The sequence below is a fragment of the Noviherbaspirillum malthae genome, from assembly GCF_015352985.1.
GTDB classification, from domain to species: domain Bacteria; phylum Pseudomonadota; class Gammaproteobacteria; order Burkholderiales; family Burkholderiaceae_D; genus Noviherbaspirillum; species Noviherbaspirillum malthae.
Map to the genome: position 1 here is coordinate 81415 of NZ_JACYXF010000005.1, position 25755 is coordinate 107169.

Genomic DNA, 25755 nt, shown 5'->3' on the forward strand with positions numbered 1-25755 from the left:
TACATGATGCCTTAGAAATACCGCAAAAAAACATGGCGGCAAGCTTGCCAGTGAAAAATTTTCAGCCTTTATTTCCGTGTGTAAATACTTTCGTGTTTCCAAGCCGGCTTCTTGCCATTTTCGACCGACGGGTCGATCGGCAATGCATCGTTTTGCCTTATGTCTGCAGGCAGACACAAGGCTGAGGCGCTCAACTGAGGTGCTCAGCCGAGGCGGGTGCGCAGCACGTCCTTGAGCATCGCATCGGCGTCGCGGATCATCTTTTCCGTCGTTTCCCAGCCGACGCAGCCGTCGGTGACGGAGCAGCCGTATTTGAGCTGCGAGAGGTCGGCCGGAATGGCCTGCTTGCCGCCGACGATGTTGGACTCGATCATCACGCCGACCAATGACTTGCTGCCCAGCCGCACCTGATGGACCACGTCGGCCATCACCAGCGGCTGCAGGTCGGGGTTCTTGAAGCTGTTCGCATGCGAGCAGTCGACCACGATGTTGGCCGGCAGCTTGGCCTTGGCCAGCGCCTGTTCGGCCATCGCCACCGACACCGTGTCGTAGTTGGGCCGGCCGTCGCCGCCGCGCAGCACTACGTGGCCGTAGCGGTTGCCGCTGGTGCGCACGATGGACACCTTGCCCTGGCCGTTGATGCCGAGGAAGGAATGCGGATGCGATGCCGACAGGATGGCGTTGATGGCGATGCCGATGTCGCCGTCGGTGCCGTTCTTGAAGCCGACCGGGGTCGACAGGCCGGACGACATTTCGCGGTGCGTCTGCGATTCGGTGGTGCGCGCCCCGATCGCGGTCCAGGTGATCAGGTCGCCGAGGAATTGCGGCGAGATCGGGTCGAGCGCCTCGGTCGCGGTGGGCAAGCCCAGTTCGCAGACGTCGAGCAGAAACTTGCGAGCGGCCGCCATGCCGCGCTCGATGTGGAAGGAGTCGTCCATGTCCGGATCGTTGATGTAACCCTTCCAGCCGGTCGTGGTACGCGGCTTTTCGAAATACACCCGCATGACCAGCAGCAGCGTGTCCTGCACTTCTTCCTGCAGCTGCTTCAGGCGGCGCGCATAGTCGAGCCCGGCGACCGGATCATGGATGGAGCACGGGCCGACCACGGCGAACATGCGCGGGTCCTTGCGGTCGAGGATGTTGCGCAGCGCTTCCCGGCCCTTGAGCACCGACGCTCCGGCGCGCTCGGTCAGCGGCAGGCTGGCGTGCAGGTCCTCGGGCGTGGGCATGGAATCGAAGCGGGCGACGTTGACGTTTTCTACGTGGAAGCTGGTCATGGCTGGCGATGGCTGAATCGGTTGGCGGAAAAGCCGATAGTGTAACGCGCGGCGCTTGCCGTTCCGTATTCAAAAACTCGAACAGTCAACCGGCCACCCAACCGAGCGGCCGGCACTGCCCCGCGCCGGCCGCAGCGATGGCGGTCAATCCAGCGTCACTGCCCGGTAATTGTTGACCTGCCCGCCCGAGACCAGCGCCCCCTGGTTGCCCCAGCTGTTGCGGACGTAGGAAACGACCGCGGCAATCTCTTCGTCGTTGAGCAGTGCGCTGAACGGCGGCATGCCGTAGGGCCGGGGGTTGCCCTGGGTGCTGGGCGGATAGCCGCCGTGCAGCACCGCGCGGATCGGATTGACCGGCGAAGCCAGGGTCAGGGCGCGGTTGCCGGCCAGCGACGGATAGGCGGGCGGCTCGCCCTTGCCGTCGGCCTTGTGACATTCGACGCAATGTTTTTCATAGAGCTCGGCGCCAGTGCGGAGGAACTGTTCGGTTTCCGGCCTGGAACTCGGCGGCGCGCTGGCTTCGGCCTCCCCATTCTGCGGCAGCGATTTCAGGTATACCGCCATCGCCCGCACATCCTTTTCCTCCAGGTATTGCAGGCTGCCGCGCACCACCTCGGCCATCGGCCCAGATGCCGCGCCGCGTGCCGAGACGCCGGTCTTCAGCAGGTCCACGATGTGCTGCACTTCCCAGCCGCCGAGGCCGGCGCCGCTGTCGCCGGAAAGCGATGCCGCATACCAGTTGAGCATCGGGATCATTGCGCCGCTCAGGTCCTTGTCCCCGGTGGTGGCGCCCAGGAAGTTGCGCGGCGCATGGCAGGCGCTGCAGTGGCCCAGCCCCTGCACCAGGTAGGCGCCGCGGTTCCATTCGGCGTTCTGCTTCGGCTCGTCCACGTGTACGCCCGGCCGGAAATACAGTGCGCGCCAGCCGACCAGCAGCACGCGGTGGTTGAACGGGAAGCGCAGCTCCGGCTCGCGGTTTTCCTGGCGTACCGGCGCCACTGTGCGGAAGTAGGCATACATCGCATCCGAATCGGCCCGGGTGACGCGGGTGTAGTTCGGATAGGGAAAGGCCGGGTAGAGCAGCTTGCCGTCCTTGGACTTGCCGTTGTGCAGCGCGCGCCAGAAATCGTCGGCGCTCCAGCTGCCGATGCCGGTGTCGCGGTCGGGCGTGATATTGGGCGCGGGAATGGCGCCGAACGGCGTCTGGATCGCCCGGCCGCCCGCATACTCGGCGCCGCCGCGCGCGGTGTGGCAGCCCATGCAGTTGCCGGCGCGGGCCAGGTAGGCACCGCGGGCGACGAAGTCGGCGGTATTGGCAGGCGTATTGGCGGTGGCATCGGTATTGTCTTCGCGCAGGCCCAGCCATGCGGTAATGCCGAGCGCAACCAGCAGGAGGAACAGCACGCCGAGGAAGAAACGTTTCATCTATATCCCCTTATTTCGTTTCCGGGACGCTGCCGCAGGCGACCGGCAGCTTCGCCGGCAGGGAGGCAGCCGGCCTGGCATCGGCCGGCACGCTGCGGCTGGACAGCCAGGTCGACACCGCCGCCACATCCTCGGGCGTGAGCTGGCGGGTAATCTGCCCCATGCAGTCCGGTTCGGCGGCGCGGCGCGTGCCTTCGCGCCAGGCGCCGAACTGGGAATTGATGTAATCGCGCGGCAGGCCCAGCAGGCCGGGGATGGCTGGCGACACGCCGGTCAGCGCCTCGCCGTGGCAGGCGGCGCAGGCCGGAATCTTCCTCGACGGATCGCCGTTCTGCACCAGCAGCCGGCCGCGTTCCAGCGTTGCGGCGGGGGCATCCACGGTTTGCGGCGGCGGATACGGCAGGTGCTGGGAAGCAAAGAATCCGGCCATTTCCTTCAGATAGTCGTCCGACAGGTGCTGCACCATGTAGACCATCAGCGGATACTGCTGGCGGCGGCCGTCGCGGAAATTGCGCAGCTGGTTGTAGAGGTAGCCTTCCGGCTTGCCGGCGATGCGCGGATAGTAGCCGTCGGCCGCAGCCCGGCCTTCCTTGCCGTGGCAGGCCATGCAGGGGGCGACGCGCTTGGCCATGGCATCGGCGACTTGCTGGGCATGGGCGGCCGGCGCGAGCAGGGAAAGCGAGGCGGCTGCGGCCACCGCGGTTACCGCGGCGAGCCCGGCTGCGCGGCGCGGAATTTCAACAGGGGAATGATGGAACATCGCAATGGGCGGGATGCGCAAAGTCAGAGATGCCGGGATTTTAAGTGATTGGCAAAATTGCACGCGGGGCTAACGCAAGCCGGGTGCCGTCGGCGGCAATCTGGCCATTCCGCCATCGCTTCCGGCTGGCGCCTCGCGTAGAATCGCCGGCTTGATTCCCGCTCTTCCTCTTTTCTGATTCATCTGCCCGGCCATGTCCATGTACCAGCAACCCATCGTGATGCTCGACTTCGAAACCACCGGCCTGTCGCCGGCGATGGGCGCCCGCATTACCGAAGTGGCGGCGCTCAAGATCGAGGGCGACCGCATCGTCGACCGCTTCGTCTCGCTGGTAAATTGCCATGTACGCATTCCGCCCTTCATCACCAGCCTGACCGGCATCACGCAGCAGATGGTCGACAGCGCGCCGTGCGTGTCGAAGGTGGTGCCGGAGCTGCTGCGCTTCATCGGCGAACATCCGCTGTCTGCGCACAACGCCAGCTTCGATGAAAAATTCCTGATTGCAGAAAGCCGCGATCTCGGCCTCATGCCGCGCCACCGCCATCTGCTGTGCTCGCTGAAACTCTCGCGCCGCGTGTTTCCCGGCTTGCCGAGCTACAAGCTGGGCATGCTGTCGTCGTCGCTAGGCATCCGCTTCAGCGGCAATGCCCACCGCGCCGAGGCCGATGCCGAGGTCAGCGCCCAGGTGCTGCTGCAGATCGGCTCGCATCTGAAGACCCATTACGGCGTGCCGCAGGTCGACGCGGCGCTGCTGGCGCGCGTGGCCGGACTGAGCGCGGCAAAAGTGCCGGCTTTCCTGAGATCGCAGGCCGTGCATTGATGCGTGGCTGAACGCCGGCTGCCTGCCGTTGTCGATCCATGATATCGGTCCGACGACGGAGTGCCGCGATGAACAACCTGACACCATGCCTGCTGGCATTGCTGCTGGCGGTCTCGGCCGGTGCGGCGAAGGCCGATGACGCTGCAGAGCCGCGCAACTCCTGGGCCGCCCGGCTGGAGCCGCAGCAACCCAGGCAATCCCAACAGCATCAGCAACAACAGCAGCAACAACAGCAGCAGAAACAGCAGCAGCGGGAAAGCACCGAACAGGCAGCACCGAAGCATGTACCGCCGCGCCGCGCGGTGCCGGCCACCATTGCCAGAATGCCGGCACCGCCGGCCCCTGCTGCCAACCCGCCCGCCCCGGCAATTCCGGCGCCGACCCCGGTCGGTCCGCCGGCGCCCGCCCCGGTGACCGGCTGCGATGCCGGCGGCTGCTGGAGCGGAGGCGTGCGCTATCAGGGCAGCGGCGGCATCTACACCGACCGCGGCGGCAAGGTGTGCCAGAACAACGGCGGCTTCATGCAGTGCTTCTGACTTCTCCGATTTCTCAGGTCAAGCCTGCGGATACAGCCCGTGGGTGCGGCCGAACAGGCGCACCAGCCCCAGCAATCCGCCGATGGCCGGCGTCGGCACGCCGACCAGCCCGCCGATCTCGTGCACGGCAGCGACCAGCGCATCGATTTCCAGCGCCTTGCCGGCTTCCGCGTCCTGCAGCATCGATGTCTTGAACGCCCCCAGCTTGCGCGTGACGTCCATGCGGTCGGCGCCGCTCTGGCCGATCGGGCAGCCGATGCGCTCGCCGATGGCGGCGGCTTCCTGCATCGCCACCAGGCAGAATTCCCGCACCAGCGGATCGTCCAGCACCTTGTCGGCGGTGGCGCCGGTGATGGCCGAGATCGGATTCATCGTCATGTTGCCCCACAGCTTGTACCAGATGTCGGCGCGGATATCGGCGCTGGCCTCGGTATCGAAACCGGCCTTCGTCAGCAGCGCGGCCAGCCGCTCGACACGTGCCGAGACGCCGCCCGCCGGTTCGCCGATGATGAGCCGGTTGCCGAAGCCGAGCTTGACCAATCCCGGCTCGGGACAGGAGCTCGACAGGTGCACCACGCAGCCGATCACCTGGCTCGCCGGCATGGTCCGCAGCAGCGCGCCGTCCGGATCGAGTGAGACCAGCCGGGTGCCGGCATGGGGAACGTCGCCGGCGGCAAAGAACCACCAGGGCACGCCGTTCATCGCGGTCAGGATCAGGGTATCCGGACCGATCAGCGGCCCGATGCGCGCGGCGACGTCGGCCAGGCCGGTCGCCTTGACGGCGACGATCACCAGGTCCTGCACGCCGGCCGCCGCCGGGTCCTGCTCCGCCCGCAGCGCTGCCTGCTCAAGCCCCTTTTCCGTCTGCACCCGCGCGCCGTGCCGGCGCAGTGCGTCCAGCGTTTGCCCTCTGGCGATGGCGGTGACCTCGCATCCCGCCGATGCCAGGCGCGCGCCGATCAATCCGCCGATGGCGCCGAAACCGTAGACTGCAACTTTCATAAGCCCTCCGCATGAATCCGGCGAGTGTAGAGCAGATTCAGGCTGCAGGCTGAGCTGCGGGTTGAACTGCGGGTTGAACTGCGGGTTGAACTGCGGGCCGGGCGCCGAAACGCGCCAGCATGAAATCGACGAAGCTGGTGAGCTTGGGCGTGGGCCGGCGGTCGCGCGGATAGAGAAGGTGCATCGCGCGCGGCTGCGGCAGGTAGTCCTGCAGCAGGGGCTGCAAGCGGCCGGTGGCGATGTCTTCGTCGAGCAGCATTTCGGCCTGCATCACGATGCCGTAGCCGCGCAGTGCCGCCATGCGCAGTGCCTGGCCGTTGTTGGAGCGGAATCGGCTGGCGGGCACATCGGCCTGGGCTGCCCCGCCTTCGCCATCGCCGCGGCGGAGCTTCCAGCGCAGGTGCCGGCTCCAGTGCAGGTAATCCAGGCACTGATGCCGCATCAGATCTGACGGGGACTGCGGCACGCCGGCGCGGGCCAGGTAGTCCGGCGAGGCGCAGATCTGCATCCGGTAAGGCATCAGCGGCCGCGCCACCAGGCTGGAATCGTCGAGGTCGCCGATGCGCACGGCCGCATCGATGCCCTCCTCCACCATGTCCACCACGCGGTCGTTGAGCACCAGTTCGATGCTAACTTCCGCATGCTGCGCCAGATAGTCGGCCACCGCCGGCGCCAGCAGCTGGGAGCCGAAGGTCACCGGCGCGCTGACCTTGAGCAGGCCGCGCGGCGCGGCGCGCATGGCTTCGGCCCCGGTTTCGGCGGCGGCGATGTCGGCCAGTATCTGGCGGCAGCGCTCGCCGTACTGGCGGCCGATCTCGGTCAGGCTCTGGCGGCGGGTGGTGCGCGTCAAGAGCCGGGCGCCGAGCCGCTCCTCCAGCTCCCGGATATGCTTGCCGATCATGACCGGCGAAAGGCCGAAACGCTCGGCCGCCGCCGTGAAGCTGCCGGAATCGATCACCTCGACGAAGATTTCCATGCTGCGCAGCTTGTCCATATTCCAAACCATGAGTTAGCAATGTTGTTCATGCTAGCGTATTTATTCCTTTGATGACGAAATTGATAATGGCTGCACTGACCGCTGCAGCAGACCGTTCGACGAAAGTTCAGGCCGGCAGCCCGTTCAGCCATCAACAATCACCAGGAGAAATGTCATGAAAGTCATCGTCATCGGTGCCACCGGCACCATCGGCCGCGCCGTATCGGAACAGCTCGCCGCCCGCCATGAAGTGATCCGGGTCGGCCGCAGCGGCGGCCAGTATCAGGTCGATATCGCCGATCCGGCCGGCGTGGACGCACTGTTTGCGAAGCTCGGTCCGGCGGATGCGGTGGTGGTTGCCGCCGGCGACCTGCATTTCGGTCCGCTGGCCGAGCTCAATGCTCAGAAAATGAATGTCGGCCTGCAGCACAAGCTGATGGGTCAGGTGAATGTGGCCCTGGCCGCCCAGCGCCACTTGAACGACGGCGGCTCGATCACGCTGACCAGCGGCATCGTCGGTGCCGAGCCCATTCGCTACGGAGTCAACGCCACGGTGGTCAATGCGGCGGTGGACGGCTTCGTCCAGGCGGCGGCGATCGAACTACCGCGCGGCCTGCGCATCAACTCCGTCAATCCCTCGGTGCTGCAGGAATCGATGGACGCCTATGGTCCGTATTTCCACGGCTTCGAAGCCGTTCCTGCCAGCCGGGTGGCGCAGGCCTATGTCCGCAGCGTGGATGGCTTGCAGACAGGCAAGGTGTATCGGGTCTGGTAAAGCGGCGGACGCCTCCTCTGTCTGCCTCTGCAATGTTCCGGAGATGCATAACCAATTGTCAACGCTATTTCCGTACGGAAAAGGTACCATAGCGGGTTGGCCGATTTCCAGAACAAAAAGCTTGTTGCCGCAGCTGCCGTTATTGCACCGCCGGCGCGGCAACCAGGCATGGAGACTTCAGGAGGCGTTATCTTTTCCGCACCTACCAGCTATGCGCTGCCGTCATGCGATGCATCCGAATCCGGGCTTGAGCACAAGCTCCTGGAGTATCAGGCGATCCTCGACAACGCCTCGCTCGGCATTACCTTCACCCGCCGCCGCACTTTCCTGCACTGCAACCAGCGCTTCTCGGAAATGTTCGGCTGGGAGAGCAATGAACTCGTCGGCCAGCCTGCCAACCTGACCTATCCTTCACAGGCGGCCTACGACCGCTGGCTGCGCATGGCCGCGCCGGTGCTGCGTTCCGGCCGCCGCCTCGATACCGAGGTGCAGATGGCCAGGCGCGACGGCTCCATCTTCTGGTGCCGCATGCTGGGCCGGCTGATCGACCCCCGCGATGCCAGCAAGGGCGCCATCTTCATCACCGAGGACATCACCGAACGCAAGGAAGCGGCCGAAGCGCAGCACCAGCTGCTGCTGGAATACCAGGCCATGCTCGACAACGCGTCGCTGGGCGTGACCTTCACCCGCAAGCGCCGCTTCCTGCATTGCAACCGGCGCTTTTCGGAGATGTTCGGCTGGACCAGCGAGGAGCTGATGGACCAGCCCACCCATGTCCTGTATTCCTCGCCCGAGGCCTATGAAGAACTGGTGCAGACGGCGCGCCCCATCCTGGCCAGCGGCCGGCGGCTGGACCTGGAAGTGCAGATGAAGCGGCGTGACGGCACATTGTTCTGGTGCCGCGTGCTGGCCAAGTCGATCGACTCGTCCGACCCGGGCAAGGGCGCGATCTACCTGACCGAAGACATCACCGAGCGCCGCGGCGCGCAGGAAGCGCTCAGGCGCGCCCACGACGAACTGGAGCTGCGGGTGCAGGAGCGCACCGCCGAACTGGCGCGCGCCAACGAGATGCTGCAGGCCGAAATCAAGGAGCGGCAGCTGGCCGAGGAGCGCATCCGCTATCTCGCCCATCATGACGCGCTGACCGGCCTGCCCAACCGCCGGCTGCTGCAGGACCGGCTGGGACAGGCGCTGGAGATGGCGCGCCGCCAGCGGCATCTGGTGGCGGTGCAGTATGTCGACCTCGACTGCTTCAAGCCGATCAACGACCGCCTCGGCCATCATGTCGGCGACCTGCTGCTGCAGGCGGTGGCGGCCCGGCTGCGCGGCCTGCTGCGCGCGGTCGATACCGTGGCGCGGGTCGGCGGCGACGAGTTCGTCATCGTCCTGCCGGAAATGCATGAGGAAGACGCCGCCGCCGAGACCGCGCAGAAGGTGCTGGCGGCGCTGTCGCAGCCCTACGATATCGACGGCCACCGGATGGTGGTCACGCCGAGCATCGGCGTGAGCCTCTACCCGCGCGACGCGCACACCGCCGAACGGCTGCTGACCGCGGCCGACTGCGCGATGTATTACGCAAAAGGGCAAGGCAGGGGAAACTGGCAGATTTTCAGGGAAGGCATGCGGGTGCCGGGCTGAGGCGGACGGTGCCGCATCAGCCCGTGCTTGCGGCGGAAATTTCAGGAGGGGTTGCTAACGGCCCGCTCAGGCGCCGCGGCCCGGGCTGCGCTTTTGAACATCCTCCGGCGTCGGGATGGCAATCGGGTCGCTCGCCGGGAAGGTCATGTCCACCGCATCGTCAAGCTGCTCCTCCTCCTTTTCCTTCTGGTCGGCAGAATGGATCTTGCGCTCCTTCACATCGCGCGACGTCGCATCCTGGGCAGAGACATCCTTCGGCGTCACCGACTTGGAATTGTCGCCTTTAGATGAGGCCGGCTGCTTCTTGTCTTCGTCTTCGGCGGAAGTTCTCTTCGAATTCGACATTGCATTTCTCCAGTTAAATTCGGATCGCGGACATCATCGTCGATGCCCGTATCCATGCGATGCCGGGAGATGTCGAAAGTTTCCTTTTTGTTGCTGCCTCAAACCAGATCGTGGTCCGCCAGTTCCTTCTTGACGTAGGCATAGAACACCGGCGCGGCAATGACGCCGGGCAAGCCGAATACCGCTTCCATCGCCAGCATCGCGACCAGCAGTTCCCAGGCGCGCGCATTGATGTGGGCGCCGATGATTCTTGCATTGAGGAAGTATTCGAGCTTGTGCACGACGATGAGGAAAACCAGCGATGCAAGCGCCACGCCGAGCGAATGCGACAGGCTGACCACCACGATGACGGTATTGGAGATCAGGTTGCCGACCACCGGCAGCAGGCCGGCGACGAAGGTGATGGCGATCATGCTCTTGGTCAGCGGCAGGCGAACGCCGGCCAGCGGCAGCACCACGGCCAGATAGAGGCCGGTGAAGATGGCATTGATGCCGGCGATGCGCACCTGCGCGAACACGATCTGGCGGAAGGCGTCCTGCAGGTTGACCACGCGCGTCTGCAGGGCTGCGGCCAGCGGCTTGTTGTTGTCCGGTACGGTGGCGTCGTACAGCGCCGCCAGTGCACCGATCACCATGCCGATCAGCAGGTGCGCGATGGTGCGCCCCGCCTGCTGGCCGATGGTTTGCGCCTGCGACGCATGGTCGCGCAGCCAGGCGGTGATGATGGCGCGGATGCCTTCGGCGCTGGCCGGCACATGCTCCTTGAGCCAGGGCGGCATCTGCGCGCGGGACTCCTCGATGATGTCGGCCATCTTTTTCAGGAGAGTGCTGATGCTGCCCGCATCGCTCTGGAAGAAGGTCACGGCGCCCCAGATGCCGAGCGAGAGCAGCAGCACGATCAGCGATCCGAGAAGGATGGCGGCCACCATGCGCGCGCGGTGGTCGCTGATATTGCGCGCCAGCGGCGGCGCCAGCACATGCACCAGCGAATACACCAGCAGCCCCGAGAACAGCGCGGCCAGCAAGCCCTTGTACAGCACGATCAGAAGCGCGGCGGCGGCCAGCAGGTAGGAGGCAATGATGGTTAAATGGGTCTTGTTTTGAAATGCCATGAGCTTGTCCGGACTGCGCGATCGATAAGAAAAAGACGCCGACGAACACCCTGCGAACCATGCCTTCCGGAATCAGGCTGCGACGAACCCCGATTTTCCCCGAAACAGGACGCCATCGATGAGCACACTTTTTTCTCCCATCGCGCTGGGATCATTGACGTTGAAGAACCGCATTGTAATCGCACCGATGTGCCAGTACTCCGCCGAAGAAGGCGAAGCCACCGCTTGGCACATGATGCACTTGGGCCACCTTGCACTGTCGGGCGCCGGCCTGATGATTCTCGAAGCCACCGCGGTGGAACCCGAGGGACGCATCTCGGCCCAGGACCTGGGCCTGTGGTCGGACCGCACCGAAACCGCGCTGGCCCAGGTGCTGCAGGCGGTGCGCAAGCATTCGCCCATCCGCATCGGCATCCAGCTCAGCCATGCCGGACGCAAGGCCTCGGTGCATGTGCCCTGGCAGGGCGGCCACTCGATACCGGCGGCCGAGGGCGGCTGGCGCACCTGCGCGCCCTCGCCGCTGCCGCATGCCGAACAGGACGACACGCCGCAGGAACTGGATGCCGCCGGCCTCAAGCGCATTCGCGACGGTTTCGTCTCGGCGGCGCAGCGCGCGGCGCGCCTGGGCATCGATGCGGTGGAAGTGCATGCGGCGCACGGCTACCTGCTGCACCAGTTCCTGTCGCCGCTGTCAAACCGGCGCAATGACGCCTACGGCGGTTCGCTCGAGAACCGCATGCGCTTTCCGCTGGAAGTCTTCGATGCCGTCAGGGCCGCCTTTCCCGCCGACAGGCCGGTCGGCATACGCGTGTCGGCCACCGACTGGGTGGAGGGAGGCTGGGATCTCGAGCAGACGGTGGCCTTCGCGCACGAAGTGAAGAAGCGCGGCGCGGCCTTCATCGACGTGTCGAGCGGCGGCGTGTCGCCGCACCAGAAGATCGCGCTCGGGCCCGGCTACCAGGTGCACTTCGCCGAACGCATCAAGGCGGAAACCGGCATTCCGACCATCGCCGTCGGCCTGATCACGGAAGCGGAACAGGCGGAAGAGATTCTCGCCTCCGGCCGCGCCGACATGGTGGCGCTGGCGCGCGCGATGCTGTACGACCCGCGCTGGCCCTGGCATGCGGCGGCGAAGCTGGGCGCGCAGGTCGATGCGCCGCCGCAGTACTGGCGCTCGCAGCCGAGGGAGTTCAAGGACTTGTTCGCCGGGGCGAAGCTGGGCTGACTTGCGGGGGAGCGGGCCGGCGCCGGGCGCCCTGTCCGCTGCGCCGATACCGGCTGCTATTTGTCGAGTTCCACCGCGACGCAGGCCAGCCTGCCCGGGTGCTGCGCCGCATCCGCATCCTCCCGGCTCTCGTGCTGGGTCAGCAGGTAACGTTCCCGGCTCAGCGGATCGGTGTTGGCATACACGTTCACATACAGCCGCGCCTGCTGCGGCACGTTTTCCAGGTAGCGCAGCCCGGTCTCGGACAGGCGGCCGTCGATCGTAAACACCGTCACCACGTCATCGTCGCCGATGTAGCCGTGCACCTTGTAGACCGGGTGGCGTGCGCGGGTGGTGATGATTTCCACCGGCTGCTTGGTCGTGATCAGGCGCACCGGCTTGCTGAAGTCCAGCGGCGGCGGCATCTGGGTGGGCGGGATTTGCGTCGGCTGCAGCTGTGCCTGCTCCTGCACGGCGGCTGCGCTGCCGGCGGCTTCAGCAGTGGTGGTGCCCGCGGTGTAAGCGGCGTCAGGGGCAGCCTGGGCTTCCCGCGCTGGACGCGCGGTATAGCGCGGCGCGTCGAAGTTTCTGCCGGGCGCGGGCGAAGGTGAAGGTGACAACGGCGGCGAAGGAGCCACCGTCGCTTCATCCGGAAAAGGCCTCGCCGTCAAGCGGGGTTCACGGCGGATGGTGACTTCGTCTTCCCTCGGCCTGGAGGGCATCGGAGGCTTGTCGAATGTGCGCCGCGGCACGTTGAATGTCATTTCATAGTTGTACAGCTGCTCGTCGGTCATGTCGGGATAAGGTGCCGGATGGCCGCCGTCGATGGTGCGATAGTTGACTTCCGGTTCGCGCTTTCCCATGAGGGTGCCAAGTATGCCCACGTCAATCTCCTTACAGGTTCCCAGTTTCCACATGCGCCAATGCCGATCATGCCGCCATCGCAGCGATGCATGTCAATGTCATTGGCTTGCTGGATTTCGACCCGATGCGTAACCTCAGGTTCGTTTCTCAAAAACCTTTTTCCTGTCGATATGTATCGATTTGTTGCAGCGCAGTAAAAAGCGGCGGCAAATGCAAGCGGCGGCAACAGCCGTTGCGTATTCGAAAGAGTGCTAAACCTTTTCCACTGCGAACTTTTCCACCAGGTAATCAATGAAGACCCTGACTTTCGGCGACAGAAAAGGATTCGGCAGATAGGCCGCATACAGCGTATCGCCGAATTGCCCCTGGGCTTCCACCTCCGGCAGAACCTGCAGCAGCCTTCCTTCGTTCAGGTCGGCTGCCACCGAAAACGACGGCAGCAGCGCAATGCCCTGATCCTGCAGCGCCAGCTGCCGCAGCGACTGGGTGCTGTTGACCACGACAGGGCCGCTGACCCTGACGCTGAGCCTGTCCCCGGCGGCATCGGTGAAATGCCAGGTGTCCTGGGTGCGCAGCCGGCCGTAGATCAGGCAGCGATGCTGCTGCAGGTCGGCGGGAGACCGGGGCTTGCCGTTCGCGCCGAGATAGGCGGGCGACGCGCACAGCAGATAGCGCACCGCCGCCAGCGGCCTGGCCATCAGGTTGGGCTTGAGATCGTTGGCGATGCGGATCACCAGGTCGATGCCGTTTTCCGCGACATCGACATACTGGTTACTCAAGTCGAGAGAAATTCTTACATCGGGATAGCGCAGCTGGAATTCGGGAAGCAGCGGAACGATGTGGTCGTTACCGAACGCCACCGGCGCGGCGACATGCAGCAGTCCGAGCGGCTCATTCTGGAAGCCGCTCACCACGCCATCGATTGATTTCGCCTCCAGCAAAATGTTGTAGGCGTGGTCAAAGATGGCGCGTCCCACTTCGGTCGGGCTCACGCCATGGGTGGTCCTGTTCAGGAGGCGCGCACCGATGTTCTTCTCCAGCCGCTTGATCTGCTTGCTGATAGCCGAGCCCGGCATGCCGAGGCTCTCCCCCACTGCGGCGAAGGACCGCAGTTCAACGACGCGCACAAAGACCATCAGATCGTCGAGAGAGTTTGTCGCCATGTGCGAAGAAGGAAGGACTGTAGTGCCGGAATGGTGGTTACCGGCGAGGCGTGACGATATTAGCATGGGCTCCGTCGATTGCCGAAACGGCAAGCGACTCCGCCCACGTCAGTGGTCTTTCAATGTCTTCATGGGAGAACATCATGAAACAGCGCAAGAAAAACGCACAGTACCTCGGCACCCTGCTGGGTTGATCGAGCCCTTCCGGGGAAGGCGGTTCGCCGCCCTTCTCCGGAAGGACGCGGCAGTCCGCATAGTCCGGACCCAATCTTCACGAAGACCTCTCACCACACGAGACCATGAGCGAGATCAAATTGAATCCCGGCCGCCTGCGACAGTTCGGCGACACGAAGGGCCTGCATTTCCGCGTAGTGACCTCGGCCTCCATCGCATCGCATATCGTCATCGCCGGAGACGATGCCTATGCATCGCGTGAAGTCAACATCATCGGCAGCATGGAAGACTTTCAAGTCCTGCTCGCATCGTCGGTGATTCCCGAGCGCTCTCATATCCTGGTGATTGCGCCGGACGTATTCTTCCAGTCGCCCCGCCCCGAGCTGCTCGGCCCGCATCGCAAGCTGATGGTCATGGCCTGCAATTCCACGCCGACATCGATCGATACGATCGCCTACTTCATCAAGACGATGGAGGAGGACACCGATCCGGAAGACCAGAAGCGCAGAACCGACCGCTTCTTCGAGGAAGGCGAGGCGAGCGAGCATTTCCTGTTCCGGAACAGCCAGCACGATACCGAAGCCGTTTTCCGTCATCTGGACGACAGCTATCTGTGGAATGAACAGACCGGCTACATCGACTGGGGCGAACAGCAGATTGCGCCGGCCGGGGAAATCAGCGTGCTTCCCCTGGACATCCAGCAATTCAATGAAGACCTGAGGCTGGATATCAACGGCAGGCTGGCCCTGCAGGGCCAGTGCGTGCTCCACAACGGCACGCCGTCGTACCTGCGCAGCGACCAGCAGCGCATCTTCGAAGCGCTCGACGCCATTCATGAACATGCGCTGATCGCGGACGTGAACAAGGGACAGATCACCGCGCTGCGGGAAACGCATCCCGGCGCCCTGCCTGCGCGGAAGATGCTCGAAGCGATGTTCGAAGTCGATTCCCGCTACAGCGTCATCTGGGAAATCGGTTTTGCGGTCAACTGCGGCTTGCAGATACGGCGCGGCAACCATGCGATGAATGAAGTCTACGGCGGGCGCAACGGCGCCATGCATTGGGGCCTGGGCCTGACGCCTTATACCCAGTACCACCTCGACATCATTACGCCGGGAACCGTGATCCACAACCATCGCAATGACATCATCTTCGGAGAAGCGCAGCCCAGGATGCGCCGCGAACGCGAGCTCGGATGCGGTTGCCATGCAGCCTGAGACTATCAACCGCAAGCTGCTGATGCAGGCCGCGGCGGTGGCGCTGGGCCTGTTCCCGATCGGCGTGCTGTTCGGCGTGGTCGCCCAGCAGAATCACTGGAGCTGGAGCGACGTGCTGCTGCTGAGCATGTTCGGTTTCTCGGCCAGCGGACAGTTCTTCTACCTGAAACTGGCCAACGAGCAGGCCAGCCTGCTGTCGATGTTCTTCGTGATCCTGATGCTCAATATCCGCTACGTGCCGATGTCGCTCGCCGCATGGAATGCGGCCGACAACGGCAGGCGGCTGCTGCGCCTGGTGCTGTCGCATTTCATCAGCGACGAATCGTTCGCCATCGAGCCCCGTTACGGCCGCCTGGAACTGCGGGCCACGGTGAGGGCTATCATCTATGCCAGCTGGGTGCTGTCGACGGTATGCGGCGTGGTGGCGGGCCGGCTCATTCCCGCTGCATGGATAGGTTCATTCTCGCAGTACCTGCTGTTTCCGGCCACGGCCATTCTCGCAATTCTCGCCGTCAAGCGCATCGACGGCGCGATTGCCGGCAACCTGCAGCTTGGACTTGCCGCCAAGCTGGTGCTGATGTCGGCCTGCGCCGCATTTTCCGCCGCCACGATCCATTTCCTCGGCAAGGATGCGTTCTGGATTCCCGGCATAGTCGGCGTCTGCCTGATCCTCTACCTGTGCCGCTGGGGCGAGGAGAGAAGCAATGAAAACCATGGAGTCATGCCATGATGGAAGGCATTGCCTTGCTGCTGCTGATCAGCCTGATCGTGCGCGTCTTTCCTTCGCTGGTCGGAACGCGCATCGATATCCCGCCGCGCGCCATCGAGATCATTTCGATCGCGGTATTCATCAACATGTTCGTGTACTGCTTCTTTTCCGAAGCGCTGAAGGAAACGATACCCGCGGCGCTGGCTTTCCTGGTGATCATCGCCCTGCTGCGCCAGAACCTGCTGCTGAACATCCTGCTGTCGTCGGCGGCCTTCATCCTTTCCGCACATCTTCTGCGCGGCTGACCACACTTCATGTCATTGTTCACCTATCGCGGCGGATGCGGCTGCGGCGCCATTTCCGTCGAAGCCGCCTTGTGCAATGACGCAAGCCGCTATCGTCCGCGCGCCTGCGACTGCTCGTTCTGCACCAGGCATGGCGCAGCCTACCTGTCCGATGCGGAAGGCCGCCTGGTCATCCGGGCGGAGGGGCACGACAGCCTCAGGCGTTATCGCCAGGGCAGCGGCAATGCGGAATGTCTTTTCTGCGGAAGATGCGGCGTGCTGGCGAGCATGGTCTGCCGCATCGATGGCCGCCTGCGCGGCACGCTCAACAGCCGGACGCTCGACGAGATGGCCGCCTTCGGCGATCCGGCTAGGGTGTCGCCGAAGATGCTGTCAGTGGAAGAAAAGATGGAGCGCTGGCGGCAGATGTGGTTCGGCAACGTAATCATCGACGCCGACTGAACATAAAGCGCCCGGATCCGAACTCAAGCCCGCGTCAGACGCACCCGGGTGATTTCCGACGGCGCGCCGAAGCGCTTCGGCGGTCCCCAGTAGCCGGTGCCGCGGCTCACATACACCCACATGTTGCGCAGCCGCTTCAGGCCGGCGACATACGGCTGCTGCATCGGCACGAAGAAATTCCAGGGGAAGAACTGGCCGCCGTGCGTGTGGCCAGACAGCTGCAGGTCGAATCCGGCATCCGCCGCTGCCGTGGACGTGCGCGGCTGATGCGCGAGCAGGACCTTGACGCCGACATCGCTTGGCGCGCCCGCGATCGCCGCATGCGGGTCGCTGCGGTGCGAAGGGTCGAAGTGATGCGCGGTGTAATCGGTGACGCCCGCCAGCAGCAGGAAAGCGCCGCCGTGCGGCAGTACGACATGTTCGTTCATCAGTACCTTCAAGCCGAGCCGGCGTACTTCCTCGATCCAGGCATGGGCGTTGGAGTAGTACTCGTGGTTGCCGGTGACAAAGTAGGCGCCATGTTTGCCCTGCAGGCGCGCCAGCGGCGCGGTATGCGGCGCGAGATGGCGCACGCTGCCGTCCACCAGGTCGCCGGTGACGGCCACCACGTCGGGCTTGAGCGCATTGACGCGATCGACGATGGCATCAAGATAGCCGCGCTTGATGGTGGGACCGACGTGGATATCGCTGATCTGCGCGATGGTGAAGCCGTCCAGTTCAAGGGGCAATCCGGCGATCGGCACATCCACCTGCACCACGCGCGCAACGCGGCGGGCATTGAAGAAGCCGATCAGCGTTGCCATGCCGGCAAGCGCGGGCGCCGCGGCCGCCGACCACAGCACCGCGTCCGCGCTGTACAAGCCGAGCATGCCCAGCGCGGCCAGCAGGATGTCGCGCAGCAGGGTCGAGACGAACAGCGAGGAAAACAGGCCGAGCGCCAGCATGCCCGCCCAGGACAGGTGATCGGCCTTTTCGCGGTTGGTGATGGCATGGGCCATCATGCTGGCGGGAATCAGGAACCAGGACACTGCCAGCCATGCGGCGCCGAGCGCCTTCCAGCCGATGGCAACCGGGAGCACCGGCAGGATGCGCCAGCCGATGTAGAAGTGCAGCAGGCCGAGCAAGGCCAGCACGAAGAGTGTGGAACCGCGTATGCGCATGGTGGCTGAGCAGTTGATGTCAAGAAATCGGAAACGGGGCCGCAGCCGGCCCGTCCGAGTCCGGCTGCAGAGTGTCTTCCTATCTTGGGATCAAAGCTGCCGCTTCAATGGCAGCAAAACAACTTGAGGAAAGAACGGGCGTCTCTCCTTGACGGCACATTGCCCTGCGTTATCCGCGGTGCGCCCAGGCGGTCGTGCGCTTTTCGATGATGGCAAACAGTTCATACATGGCCATCGCCATGGCGCCGATCACGACCAGTCCGGCGAAGGCCAGCGGCATCTTCATTGAGGAACCGGCCGACACCAGCAGGTAGCCGATGCCCTCGTTGGCGGCATTCATTTCCGACACCGTCGAGCCGACGAAGGCCAGCGTGATTGCCACCTTGAGCGAGGCGAAGAAATACGGCATCGAGCGCGGCAGGCCGACTTTCAGCAGCACATCCATGCGCTTGGCGCCGAGGACCCGCAGCACGTCTTCCAGTTCCGGCTCCAGCGTCGCCAGGCCGGTAGCGATATTGACCATGATGGGGAAGAAAGAGATCAGGAAGGCGGTGAGGATCGCGGGACCGGCGCCGATGCCGAACCAGACCACGAGGATGGGCACGAAGGCCGCCTTGGGCAGCGCGTTGAAGGCGGTCATCAGCGGATAGAAGGCGGCGTACATCACCGGCGAGGAACCGATGACGAAGCCGAGCACGACGCCGACCACCACCGCGATCGCAAAGCCGGCCATGGTGACCCAGAAGGTGCTCAGCGCATGGCCGGCGATCGGGCCGGCGAATTCGACCATCGACTGGCCGATGGCATACGGACTGGGAAAGATGAACTCGGACACCGAGAAGGCGCTGCAGATGACCTGCCAGAGAATCAGGATGGCGATCAGCAGTATCCAGGGGGCGAAGGTCTTGATGGATTTGGAAGTCATGGATGTTTACTCGTATTGCAATATTGCGTTGTACCTGCGAGGCAGACCGATGATTGCGAGCTTACGAGCTGCGCACGCGGCCGATATGGGTGCGCAGCTCGTGCACCAGCTCGGAAAACGGCTCGGTATAGGTGATCTCGAGATCGCGCGGCTGCGGCAGCGGATTTTCCTTGCGCGCGACGATGCGGCCGGGGCGCTTGCTCATCACGTAGATCGTGTCGGCGAGGAAGGCGGCTTCGCGCAGGTCGTGGGTGACGAGAATGACATTGAACCTGCGCTCGGTCCACAAATCGCGCAGCACGCACCACAGCTCCTCGCGGGTAAAGGCGTCGAGTGCGCCGAAGGGTTCGTCGAGCAGCAGCATCTTCGGCTCGTGGATCAGCGCCCGGCAGATCGATGCGCGCTGCTGCATGCCGCCCGACAGCTGCCAGGGAAACTTGTCGGCATAGCCGTCGAGGCCGACGGTCTTGAGCAGCGCCAGCGCGCGCTCGACGTACTTGGCCTTGTCTCGCTTGAAGTTGCTGCGGTAGGGCTCGACGATTTCCAGCGGCAGCAGCACATTGTCCAGCGTGGTGCGCCAGGGCAGCAGCGTCGGCGCCTGGAAAGCCATGCCGACGATCTTGAGTGGGCCGGTCACCGGTGCGCCGTCGATGGCGACCTTTCCGCGGGTCGGCGGCTTCAGGCCGGTAGCCAGTTTCATGAAGGTGGACTTGCCGCAGCCGGAAGGGCCGACGATGGCAATGAATTCACCCTGCCGCGTCTGCAGGTTGATGTCCTCCACCGCGAACTCGGATGAGCCGTCATAGGCGAGGAAGACATGGTTGAAATCGACAAAAGTGGCGGACATGGTTGGCTTGTGTATTCGTGAAAACGCCCGCGCTTCATTGCGGGGGCGGGTGAGGTTTTTGACTAATAAAAACCTTTAAACATTTCGCCGATGTGACCGGCTCCCTTCTCCCGCAAGCGGGAGAAGGGTTGGGGATGAGGGAGTATGGCAAGACCTACTGCGGTTTTGCAACCGCCCTCACCCCTGCCCCTCTCCCGCCTGCGGGAGAGGGGTTCTTCCTGAGTCAAGACTCCAGGATACGTAGATCAATACTCTTACTTCGGAAAGACATTCAGCTCGGACTTATTCGGCAGGAACGAAGCATTCCAGATCGCATTCGGATCGACGCGCGTCTTGGTGTTGTACGCATCCGATACCTGCGACGCCATCAGCGACATGCGCGGTGCGGAAACCTGGCCGAAACCCTCCGCCTTCGCATTGGCGGTCGCGATCGAACTCCCGATGGCGAGCTTGAGGCGGCGCAGCTCCAGCTTCTCGTCGATCAGGCCGTCGCGTTCCTTCACGCTCTTGATCGCCTCTTCCGGATTGGCCATCACATCCTTGGCCGCCTTGGCGAAGGCGCGCAGGAAGCCCTTGATCGCTTCCGGTTTCTGCTTGACGAATGCGTCGGAGGCAATGATGGCATTGCCGTACAGCTTGACGCCGTATTGCGGCAGAGGCATGACGACCACGTCCTCGTCCTTGATGCCGCGCGCGTTCAGGTTGAGCAGCGAGGTGAAGGTGAAGCCGGTGATGGCGTCGACATCGCCGCGCACCAGCATGGTTTCGCGCAGCGGCGGGTCCATGCTGATCCAGTTGGCCTTGGCGGCGTCGAGCTGGTTGGCCTTGGCAAAAATGGGAAAAGCGCGGCGGCCGGCGTCGAATACCGGCGCGCCCAGCTTCTTGCCCGTCAGGTCGGCGGGCGACTTGATGCCGGATTTCTTCAGCGCGAGCACGGCGGCCGGGGTGTCGTTGTAGACCATCATCACGCCGACCGGCTTGCTCGGCGCGGTCGGGTTGTTGGCGGTGAACTCCATGAGCGCCGCGAGATCTGCGAAGCCCATGTCGTAGGAACCGGAGGCGACGCGGTTGACGGCATTGCCGGAGCCGTTGCCGGCGTCGATGGTCACGTCCAGCTTTTCCTGTGCGAAGTAGCCCTTCGATTTGGCGACCAGGAACAGCGCGGCCGGCCCTTCGAAGCGCCAGTCGAGCTGGAATTTGACCTTGGTTTCCTGGGCCAGTGCGGGCAAGGCCAGCGCACCGGCCAGCAGGCCGGCTGCCCAGCGCGAAATGAGGGATGGGCGTGATGAACGCATGTGGATTCCTTTCTGTGCGTTTTTGTGCGCGACTGCCGCACCACGGCGACGTCATGAGGGGCGCGCATGCAAGAGCCGTGCGCGCCGCATTGCACCTGGATAGAAATTAGAACTTGTGGCGCAGGCCGATGCCGTAGCTCGTCGCGCGCGAGGCGCCGGTGATCTTGTCGTTCATCGCCACGGTGTAGAGATCGGTGCGCTTGGAGAACGGATAGTCGTAGCCGATCGAGAAGGTGTCGCGCTCGCGCTCGGCACCGCCGATCAGCGAGCCGGAGCGGTCGGTACGTGCATAGCTGAACAGCACGGCACCCGGTCCGACCGGGGCGCTGGCGCCGACGCTGTAGACCTTGTCGGTCAGCTCGGCGGCGGTCGCCGTGTCGTTCTTGTTGCGCTGGTAGGTGGCGAACAGCTTGACCACTTCGAAGTTGTAGCTGGCGCCGACGAAGTAGGCTTTCTGCCGGTTGATCGCGGCGATCGGCGCGGTGGTGTCGATGATCGCGCCCGGATTCGGATTGGCGATCTGCACGTCATGGTAGAAGGCCGTCGCGGCGAACGGACCGCTGAAGTACAGCGCATTGATGCCGATGTTGTTGCGGCCGGTGGAACCTGCGACCTCGCCGAACTGGTAGTGCACGTTGGCGGTCAGGCCGCCCAGCTTCGGCGTGGTATAGATGATCTGGTTGCTCCAGCCGGTATCGCCGGCGTTGGAAGCTGTCCAGGTGCGCGCGCCGAAAGCGCCGGACGGCACGTTCATGTGTACCACCAGCGGCGAGAAGTTGAAGGAATCGCCAAAGGGATTGAACAGCACGGTGGGCAGGAAGTTGGGCGCCAGGCCGCGTCCCAGCTGGATCTTGCCGAAGCCGCCGGCGATGCCGACATTGGCGTCGCGCGAGAACAGGTTGTCGCCGCCGAAGCGTCCGCTTTCGCCGGTGTCGGCGCGGTAGAAACCGGTGAGCGCAAATTCGGCGCGCAGGCCGCCGCCCAAGTCTTCCACGCCCTTGAAACCGAACCAGGAAGTCGTCATGCCGCCGCTTCCGACCACCGCGCGGCGGCCGGCGTCGCCGCTGTATTTCAGCGATCCTGCGAAGCTGTCGACCAGCCCGCCGACCGTGACATTGCTTTGGGCAAGGGCGCCTCCGGCGGTCATGCATGCGATCAGTCCCATTGCTACTTGCGCTTTTTTCATTTCTGTCCTTCGATGATGGATGATTGTCTGTTTTGTCTGTTTTATCTGTTGCGCCGTCTCTATCTCTGCAGCGCGATAAACAGCGACGTGGCAGCGCGCCGCGCATGATTGCGGGCAGTGCTGACGACGACATCCTTTCCGGACAGCAAATCTCGTGCCTGCTTTGGGCACGTTTTTAGTACGCTTTTTTTGTACACAAAATGAGGTAAGGGAGCAGGCCGCGCCTGATTCTGGTGCAAGCTTGAAAACGACGATGCAGACGCGCACCAAAACAGCGCTTGGGCCGGCGCGGCTTTGATGCGCTATCCGCTGCGGCTTGATACGGATGAAAAAAGGGCCGGTTTCCCGGCCCTTTCCTCTTCTCTTGAAGAGACGCGATGCGCTTCAGGCGAAGCGCATCATGCGCCTCGTTATGCTACTTGCTGAATGCCTGCCAGTACCCAACCGCCCTCGCCGGCCCTCGGCTTGGACAGGTTCCAGATCTCGGTGAAGGGTTCGGCCGGCACGTTCTCCGACTCGCGGATCATGCCGCTGAACTTCACGCTGGCCAGGTGATCGCTGCCTGCGTCTTCAATGCCCAGCAGCTCGGCATTGAGCGAGACCACGTCGGTGTGGTTGGCCGATGCGCCGCGTTCCTGCAGCTGCATCTTCAGCTCCGCGTACATCTCGGGCGAAGTGAATTCGCGCAGGTCGTTGGCGTCGCCCTTGTCCCATGCCGCCTGCAGGCGGATGAAGTAGGTCTTCGCATGGCGCAGGAAACCGGCCGTATCGAAGTCGGCAGGAATGCTTCCCTGCGGCGCATCGTTCACCGCCGAGAACGCCGAGGCCGAGCTCACCGGCGACTGCAGTGCCGAAGGCTGCGCGGGCTCGATGCGCGAACCGATTTCAGGCGTGGCCGTGCGTGCCATGCCGTTGTCGGAAGCCGCGCCCGCGTAGGCAGGCTGCATGCCGCCGTGCGCCTGCGCCGCGCCGTTGCGCTTGTTGCGTGTCACCATGCGGTAGATGAAGAACGCCGCGCCGGCCAGCAGGGCGATCATCAGCATGGTGCTGATTGCGCTGGCGAGTGCGCCGCCTAGACCGAAGTGCGAGAGCAGTGCGCCAAGACCCAGACCGAGCAGGGCGCCGCCCAGGATGCCCTTCCACGGGCTGGACGGTTTGGCTGCCGCGGCAGCGGCGGAGCCGGCGGCTGCAGGCGCGGCGGCCTGCGATGCGGCCGGCGCCTGGTTCTGCGCGGGAGTTGTGGACTGACGGCTGTATGGCTGCGAAGACTGCTTGCCGACGGAGTTGCCGCTGCCGAGACGCTTGGCCTGGGCTTCGGACACCACCATCGACAGCGCGCTCACAGCAATCATCACTGTGGCCAAGAACTTTTTCATGTTTCCTCCAGAAGTTAGTCATTGTGCGAGAGGCGGAGGCATTTCCACACCCTTCACAACGCATGCCATGTTACGCAAGGTCAGAAATTAGAAAAAGCGAATTAATCTTGATTTTTTCTTCGATAAAAACTGATACTTATGCCTTGAACGGTCGGTCGAACTCGACATATCAGGAGATGTCGAACCATTAACATTGCAAGACAACACGGTCAGCCCTAGCCATCCGAGGAAGCCATGCCCGATAAACTTTCCGCCTACCATGCCAAGCGTAATTTCCGCCTCACGCCGGAGCCGGCAGGTGAAATTGCCATGCCGGGGGAACGCTTGCGATTCGTGGTGCAGAAACATGATGCACGACGCCTGCATTACGATTTCCGGCTCGAGATCGGCGGCACGTTGAAAAGCTGGGCCATACCGAAAGGTCCCAGCCTTGATCCCGCCGACAAGCGCCTCGCGGTGCACGTGGAAGACCATCCTCTCGGCTATATCGATTTCGAAGGTGACATACCGGAGCGGCAGTACGGCGCAGGCCGGGTCGAGGTCTGGGATATCGGCCATTGGGAGCCGCAAGGCGATCCGCAGCGGGACTATGAAGCGGGCAAGCTGAAGTTTCGCCTGGACGGCGAGAAGCTGCAGGGCGGCTGGACGCTGGTGCGTACCCGTCTCGGCGGCAGCGGCGGCAAGGAGCAATGGCTGCTGATCAAGGAAAGGGACGGCGTTGCGCGTTCGGCGCAGGAATACGACATCACCGAGGCGCTGCCTGACAGCGTGTTGCAGGATGTCCGCTCCGGCAACAGCCGGCGGCATGCCCCGCATGAAACCCCTGCCCGCAGCAAACCGGCACCGGCAGCCAGAACCCGCAAGGCTTCCCCGCGGAAAGAGGAAAAGCGGCGGGAGCGCATCGAGGATGTCGACATCACCCATCCCGACCGCGTCATGGATACGGAAAGCGGAGCTACCAAGCTCGACGTCGCCCGCTACTACCAGCGCGTTGCACCTTGCCTGCTCCCGTTTCTGCGCAAGCGCCCGGTGTACCTGCTGCGCTGCCCGGAAGGTATCGCGGGAGAGCATTTCTTCCAGAAGCACATTAACAGGCTGGCGATTGCCGGCATCCGCAAGCTCGATCCTTCGCTCGACCCCGGCCATGGTCCGCTGATGGCGATCGAGGACGCACACGCGCTGGTCGGTGCCGCCCAGATGGGCACGGTCGAACTGCATGCCTGCAATGCGGCTGCCGACCGCATCGACCGGCCGGACTGCATGGTCTTCGATCTCGACCCCGATCCGGGCCTGCCTTGGGCCAGGGTCGCGGAAGGAGCACGACTGGTCAAAGCGCTGCTCGACGAGCTCGGCTTGGCCAGCTTTCTGAAAACCAGCGGCGGCAAGGGGTTGCATATTGTGGTGCCGCTGTCGCGCCGCCATGCCTGGGATGACGTGACCGCATTTTCGCAGGCGGTCGCCGAGCAGCTGGCGAGCACGCAGCCCGAGCTATTCAGCGCAAAGATGGGCGAGCAGAACCGCGTGCGCAAGATCTTCATCGACTACATGCGCAACCGGCGCCATGCCAGCACGGTTGCGCTCTATTCCCTGCGCGCGCGGCCGGGGCTGGGCGTCGCCGTGCCGATAGGCTGGGATGAACTGGACAGTATCGGCGGCGCGGCCGAATGGACGATACGCACATTGCCGGCAAGGCTGGACACGTTGAAGAGCGACCCCTGGCAGGACTATTTCGGCACGCGCCAGAACCTGACCGCGGCGATGAAGGACAGGCTGGGCATCAGGAAGACGCGGGCAGCATGAAACTCGCATAGGCATACCAGCCCAGCAGTGCACAGTTGGCCAGCACGGTCAGCAGGAAAACCGTCTGGAAGGCGGGTTTCTGCGACTTGTGGCGCAGGGTCCTCTGCGCCAGCAATGCGCCGGGCCAGCCGCCAATCAGCGCCAGCAGATGCAGGGTTTTTTCCGGCGTGCGCCAGCGGCCGTGGCGCGCCGCCGACTTGTCGATTGCATACACGGCAAAAGCGCTGATGCTGAAGATGCCGTAGGCCGCCGGCACCACCGGCGGAAGATAGGCGAACCATGCCGCACCGGCAAGACAGACGATGAACAGCGCGGCGAACAGCAAGGGAGCCTTGCCTTCCCGGCGTGCCGGATCGGCAGGCCTGCGTCGTGTTCTGGTGGCAGCTTGTTTCAAGAGGCGTTTTTGGACTGGCTATTGGCGTT

The 25755-nt window shown here is 63.9% G+C and carries 26 protein-coding genes; 10 read left to right on the forward strand and 16 right to left on the reverse strand.

What is annotated here, in order from left to right:
• Nucleotides 1–203: 203 nt before the first annotated feature.
• The 3 genes from IGW03_RS10020 to IGW03_RS10030 all read right to left on the reverse strand — a co-directional run bounded on the left by IGW03_RS10020 (nucleotide 204) and on the right by IGW03_RS10030 (nucleotide 3462).
• Nucleotides 204–1277: a 3-deoxy-7-phosphoheptulonate synthase gene (locus IGW03_RS10020; protein ID WP_194722412.1), complete on the reverse strand. Its 1074-nt coding sequence runs from the start codon at nucleotides 1275–1277 to the stop codon at nucleotides 204–206.
• Between the two features lie 144 nt (nucleotides 1278–1421).
• The gene (locus IGW03_RS10025) at nucleotides 1422–2702 is read right to left on the reverse strand and encodes a cytochrome c (protein ID WP_194722413.1); all 1281 of its coding nucleotides are present in this window, start codon (nucleotides 2700–2702) and stop codon (nucleotides 1422–1424) included.
• Nucleotides 2703–2712: 10 nt separating this feature from the next.
• Nucleotides 2713–3462, reverse strand: a complete 750-nt coding sequence (locus tag IGW03_RS10030; protein ID WP_194722414.1) for a c-type cytochrome — start codon at nucleotides 3460–3462, stop codon at nucleotides 2713–2715.
• Between the two features lie 199 nt (nucleotides 3463–3661).
• On the opposite strand from IGW03_RS10030, the gene IGW03_RS10035 reads away from it, so the two are divergent.
• Both IGW03_RS10035 and IGW03_RS10040 read left to right on the forward strand, forming a co-directional pair.
• Nucleotides 3662–4282, forward strand: coding sequence for a 3'-5' exonuclease (locus tag IGW03_RS10035; RefSeq protein WP_194722415.1), 621 nt, complete (start codon nucleotides 3662–3664; stop codon nucleotides 4280–4282).
• A gap of 68 nt (nucleotides 4283–4350) precedes the next feature.
• A complete protein-coding gene (locus IGW03_RS10040) occupies nucleotides 4351–4818 on the forward strand; it encodes a hypothetical protein (protein ID WP_194722416.1) in 468 nt (155 codons plus the stop codon).
• Between the two features lie 18 nt (nucleotides 4819–4836).
• Here the strand turns inward: IGW03_RS10040 and IGW03_RS10045 are convergent, their stop codons facing one another.
• Nucleotides 4837–5820: a 2-dehydropantoate 2-reductase gene (locus tag IGW03_RS10045; protein ID WP_194722417.1), complete on the reverse strand. Its 984-nt coding sequence runs from the start codon at nucleotides 5818–5820 to the stop codon at nucleotides 4837–4839.
• A gap of 37 nt (nucleotides 5821–5857) precedes the next feature.
• Entirely contained in the window at nucleotides 5858–6814 is a 957-nt protein-coding gene (locus IGW03_RS10050; protein ID WP_194722583.1) for a LysR family transcriptional regulator, read from the reverse strand.
• 157 nt (nucleotides 6815–6971) lie between these two features.
• Here IGW03_RS10050 and IGW03_RS10055 point away from each other — a divergent pair, with 157 nt between their 5' ends.
• Both IGW03_RS10055 and IGW03_RS10060 read left to right on the forward strand, forming a co-directional pair.
• Nucleotides 6972–7571 (forward strand): short chain dehydrogenase, encoded by a 600-nt coding sequence (locus IGW03_RS10055; protein ID WP_194722418.1) that lies wholly within the window; start codon nucleotides 6972–6974, stop codon nucleotides 7569–7571.
• Between the two features lie 168 nt (nucleotides 7572–7739).
• Nucleotides 7740–9209, forward strand: a complete 1470-nt coding sequence (locus tag IGW03_RS10060; RefSeq protein WP_194722419.1) for a diguanylate cyclase domain-containing protein — start codon at nucleotides 7740–7742, stop codon at nucleotides 9207–9209.
• Between the two features lie 66 nt (nucleotides 9210–9275).
• Here the strand turns inward: IGW03_RS10060 and IGW03_RS10065 are convergent, their stop codons facing one another.
• On the reverse strand, nucleotides 9276–9554 hold the full coding sequence (locus tag IGW03_RS10065) for a hypothetical protein (RefSeq protein WP_194722594.1): 279 nt from the start codon (nucleotides 9552–9554) through the stop codon (nucleotides 9276–9278).
• A 98-nt stretch (nucleotides 9555–9652) separates the two neighbouring features.
• A complete protein-coding gene (locus IGW03_RS10070) occupies nucleotides 9653–10666 on the reverse strand; it encodes an AI-2E family transporter (protein ID WP_194722420.1) in 1014 nt (337 codons plus the stop codon).
• Nucleotides 10667–10784: 118 nt separating this feature from the next.
• Here IGW03_RS10070 and IGW03_RS10075 point away from each other — a divergent pair, with 118 nt between their 5' ends.
• Nucleotides 10785–11891, forward strand: a complete 1107-nt coding sequence (locus tag IGW03_RS10075) for an NADH:flavin oxidoreductase/NADH oxidase (protein WP_194722421.1) — start codon at nucleotides 10785–10787, stop codon at nucleotides 11889–11891.
• 56 nt (nucleotides 11892–11947) lie between these two features.
• Here the strand turns inward: IGW03_RS10075 and IGW03_RS10080 are convergent, their stop codons facing one another.
• On the reverse strand, nucleotides 11948–12754 hold the full coding sequence (locus tag IGW03_RS10080; RefSeq protein WP_194722422.1) for a hypothetical protein: 807 nt from the start codon (nucleotides 12752–12754) through the stop codon (nucleotides 11948–11950).
• A 231-nt stretch (nucleotides 12755–12985) separates the two neighbouring features.
• Nucleotides 12986–13897: a LysR family transcriptional regulator gene (locus IGW03_RS10085; RefSeq protein ID WP_194722423.1), complete on the reverse strand. Its 912-nt coding sequence runs from the start codon at nucleotides 13895–13897 to the stop codon at nucleotides 12986–12988.
• Nucleotides 13898–14196: 299 nt separating this feature from the next.
• Between IGW03_RS10085 and IGW03_RS10090 the strand changes: the two genes are divergently transcribed.
• The 4 genes from IGW03_RS10090 to IGW03_RS10105 are packed head-to-tail and all read left to right on the forward strand — an operon-like array spanning nucleotide 14197 to nucleotide 16743.
• Nucleotides 14197–15288 carry a hypothetical protein gene (locus IGW03_RS10090; RefSeq protein WP_194722424.1) on the forward strand — a complete coding sequence of 364 codons (1092 nt, stop codon included), beginning with the start codon at nucleotides 14197–14199 and terminating at the stop codon, nucleotides 15286–15288.
• Nucleotides 15278–16018 carry an AzlC family ABC transporter permease gene (locus IGW03_RS10095; protein WP_194722425.1) on the forward strand — a complete coding sequence of 247 codons (741 nt, stop codon included), beginning with the start codon at nucleotides 15278–15280 and terminating at the stop codon, nucleotides 16016–16018. The genes IGW03_RS10090 and IGW03_RS10095 overlap by 11 nt, the downstream gene beginning before the upstream one ends.
• Entirely contained in the window at nucleotides 16015–16302 is a 288-nt protein-coding gene (locus tag IGW03_RS10100) for an AzlD domain-containing protein (RefSeq protein ID WP_194722426.1), read from the forward strand. Before IGW03_RS10095 ends, IGW03_RS10100 begins: the two co-directional genes overlap by 4 nt.
• 9 nt (nucleotides 16303–16311) lie before the next feature.
• Entirely contained in the window at nucleotides 16312–16743 is a 432-nt protein-coding gene (locus IGW03_RS10105) for a GFA family protein (RefSeq protein ID WP_194722427.1), read from the forward strand.
• Between the two features lie 23 nt (nucleotides 16744–16766).
• Here IGW03_RS10105 and IGW03_RS10110 read toward each other — a convergent pair whose 3' ends face one another.
• The 6 genes from IGW03_RS10110 to IGW03_RS10135 all read right to left on the reverse strand — a co-directional run bounded on the left by IGW03_RS10110 (nucleotide 16767) and on the right by IGW03_RS10135 (nucleotide 23532).
• Complete coding sequence (locus tag IGW03_RS10110) at nucleotides 16767–17903, reverse strand: metallophosphoesterase (protein WP_194722428.1); 1137 nt, start codon at nucleotides 17901–17903, stop codon at nucleotides 16767–16769.
• A 169-nt stretch (nucleotides 17904–18072) separates the two neighbouring features.
• The gene (locus IGW03_RS10115) at nucleotides 18073–18828 is read right to left on the reverse strand and encodes an ABC transporter permease (RefSeq protein ID WP_194722429.1); all 756 of its coding nucleotides are present in this window, start codon (nucleotides 18826–18828) and stop codon (nucleotides 18073–18075) included.
• Nucleotides 18829–18889: 61 nt separating this feature from the next.
• Complete coding sequence (locus tag IGW03_RS10120) at nucleotides 18890–19675, reverse strand: ABC transporter ATP-binding protein (protein WP_194722430.1); 786 nt, start codon at nucleotides 19673–19675, stop codon at nucleotides 18890–18892.
• 254 nt (nucleotides 19676–19929) lie between these two features.
• Nucleotides 19930–20970 carry an ABC transporter substrate-binding protein gene (locus IGW03_RS10125; RefSeq protein WP_194722431.1) on the reverse strand — a complete coding sequence of 347 codons (1041 nt, stop codon included), beginning with the start codon at nucleotides 20968–20970 and terminating at the stop codon, nucleotides 19930–19932.
• 106 nt (nucleotides 20971–21076) lie between these two features.
• Complete coding sequence (locus tag IGW03_RS10130; protein ID WP_194722432.1) at nucleotides 21077–22156, reverse strand: porin; 1080 nt, start codon at nucleotides 22154–22156, stop codon at nucleotides 21077–21079.
• 410 nt (nucleotides 22157–22566) lie between these two features.
• On the reverse strand, nucleotides 22567–23532 hold the full coding sequence (locus tag IGW03_RS10135; protein ID WP_194722433.1) for a Tim44 domain-containing protein: 966 nt from the start codon (nucleotides 23530–23532) through the stop codon (nucleotides 22567–22569).
• Nucleotides 23533–23766: 234 nt separating this feature from the next.
• Here IGW03_RS10135 and ligD point away from each other — a divergent pair, with 234 nt between their 5' ends.
• Nucleotides 23767–25332, forward strand: a complete 1566-nt coding sequence (ligD, locus tag IGW03_RS10140) for a non-homologous end-joining DNA ligase (RefSeq protein WP_194722434.1) — start codon at nucleotides 23767–23769, stop codon at nucleotides 25330–25332.
• On the opposite strand, the gene IGW03_RS39255 is transcribed toward ligD, so the two are convergent.
• Nucleotides 25310–25726 (reverse strand): DUF1294 domain-containing protein, encoded by a 417-nt coding sequence (locus IGW03_RS39255; RefSeq protein ID WP_194722435.1) that lies wholly within the window; start codon nucleotides 25724–25726, stop codon nucleotides 25310–25312. The genes ligD and IGW03_RS39255 overlap by 23 nt on opposite strands.
• Nucleotides 25727–25755: the final 29 nt, after the last annotated feature.

Coding starts and splice junctions, on each gene's coding strand:
- IGW03_RS10020 (WP_194722412.1), bottom strand. CDS start 1,277: ATGACCAGCTTCCACGTAGAAAACGTCAACGTCGCCCGCTTCGATTCC.
- IGW03_RS10025 (WP_194722413.1), bottom strand. CDS start 2,702: ATGAAACGTTTCTTCCTCGGCGTGCTGTTCCTCCTGCTGGTTGCGCTC.
- IGW03_RS10030 (WP_194722414.1), bottom strand. CDS start 3,462: ATGTTCCATCATTCCCCTGTTGAAATTCCGCGCCGCGCAGCCGGGCTC.
- IGW03_RS10035 (WP_194722415.1), top strand. CDS start 3,662: ATGTACCAGCAACCCATCGTGATGCTCGACTTCGAAACCACCGGCCTG.
- IGW03_RS10040 (WP_194722416.1), top strand. CDS start 4,351: ATGAACAACCTGACACCATGCCTGCTGGCATTGCTGCTGGCGGTCTCG.
- IGW03_RS10045 (WP_194722417.1), bottom strand. CDS start 5,820: ATGAAAGTTGCAGTCTACGGTTTCGGCGCCATCGGCGGATTGATCGGC.
- IGW03_RS10050 (WP_194722583.1), bottom strand. CDS start 6,814: ATGGACAAGCTGCGCAGCATGGAAATCTTCGTCGAGGTGATCGATTCC.
- IGW03_RS10055 (WP_194722418.1), top strand. CDS start 6,972: ATGAAAGTCATCGTCATCGGTGCCACCGGCACCATCGGCCGCGCCGTA.
- IGW03_RS10060 (WP_194722419.1), top strand. CDS start 7,740: ATGGAGACTTCAGGAGGCGTTATCTTTTCCGCACCTACCAGCTATGCG.
- IGW03_RS10065 (WP_194722594.1), bottom strand. CDS start 9,554: ATGTCGAATTCGAAGAGAACTTCCGCCGAAGACGAAGACAAGAAGCAG.
- IGW03_RS10070 (WP_194722420.1), bottom strand. CDS start 10,666: ATGGCATTTCAAAACAAGACCCATTTAACCATCATTGCCTCCTACCTG.
- IGW03_RS10075 (WP_194722421.1), top strand. CDS start 10,785: ATGAGCACACTTTTTTCTCCCATCGCGCTGGGATCATTGACGTTGAAG.
- IGW03_RS10085 (WP_194722423.1), bottom strand. CDS start 13,897: ATGGCGACAAACTCTCTCGACGATCTGATGGTCTTTGTGCGCGTCGTT.
- IGW03_RS10090 (WP_194722424.1), top strand. CDS start 14,197: ATGAGCGAGATCAAATTGAATCCCGGCCGCCTGCGACAGTTCGGCGAC.
- IGW03_RS10095 (WP_194722425.1), top strand. CDS start 15,278: ATGCAGCCTGAGACTATCAACCGCAAGCTGCTGATGCAGGCCGCGGCG.
- IGW03_RS10100 (WP_194722426.1), top strand. CDS start 16,015: ATGATGGAAGGCATTGCCTTGCTGCTGCTGATCAGCCTGATCGTGCGC.
- IGW03_RS10105 (WP_194722427.1), top strand. CDS start 16,312: ATGTCATTGTTCACCTATCGCGGCGGATGCGGCTGCGGCGCCATTTCC.
- IGW03_RS10110 (WP_194722428.1), bottom strand. CDS start 17,903: ATGCGCATACGCGGTTCCACACTCTTCGTGCTGGCCTTGCTCGGCCTG.
- IGW03_RS10115 (WP_194722429.1), bottom strand. CDS start 18,828: ATGACTTCCAAATCCATCAAGACCTTCGCCCCCTGGATACTGCTGATC.
- IGW03_RS10120 (WP_194722430.1), bottom strand. CDS start 19,675: ATGTCCGCCACTTTTGTCGATTTCAACCATGTCTTCCTCGCCTATGAC.
- IGW03_RS10125 (WP_194722431.1), bottom strand. CDS start 20,970: ATGCGTTCATCACGCCCATCCCTCATTTCGCGCTGGGCAGCCGGCCTG.
- IGW03_RS10130 (WP_194722432.1), bottom strand. CDS start 22,156: ATGAAAAAAGCGCAAGTAGCAATGGGACTGATCGCATGCATGACCGCC.
- IGW03_RS10135 (WP_194722433.1), bottom strand. CDS start 23,532: ATGAAAAAGTTCTTGGCCACAGTGATGATTGCTGTGAGCGCGCTGTCG.
- ligD (WP_194722434.1), top strand. CDS start 23,767: ATGCCCGATAAACTTTCCGCCTACCATGCCAAGCGTAATTTCCGCCTC.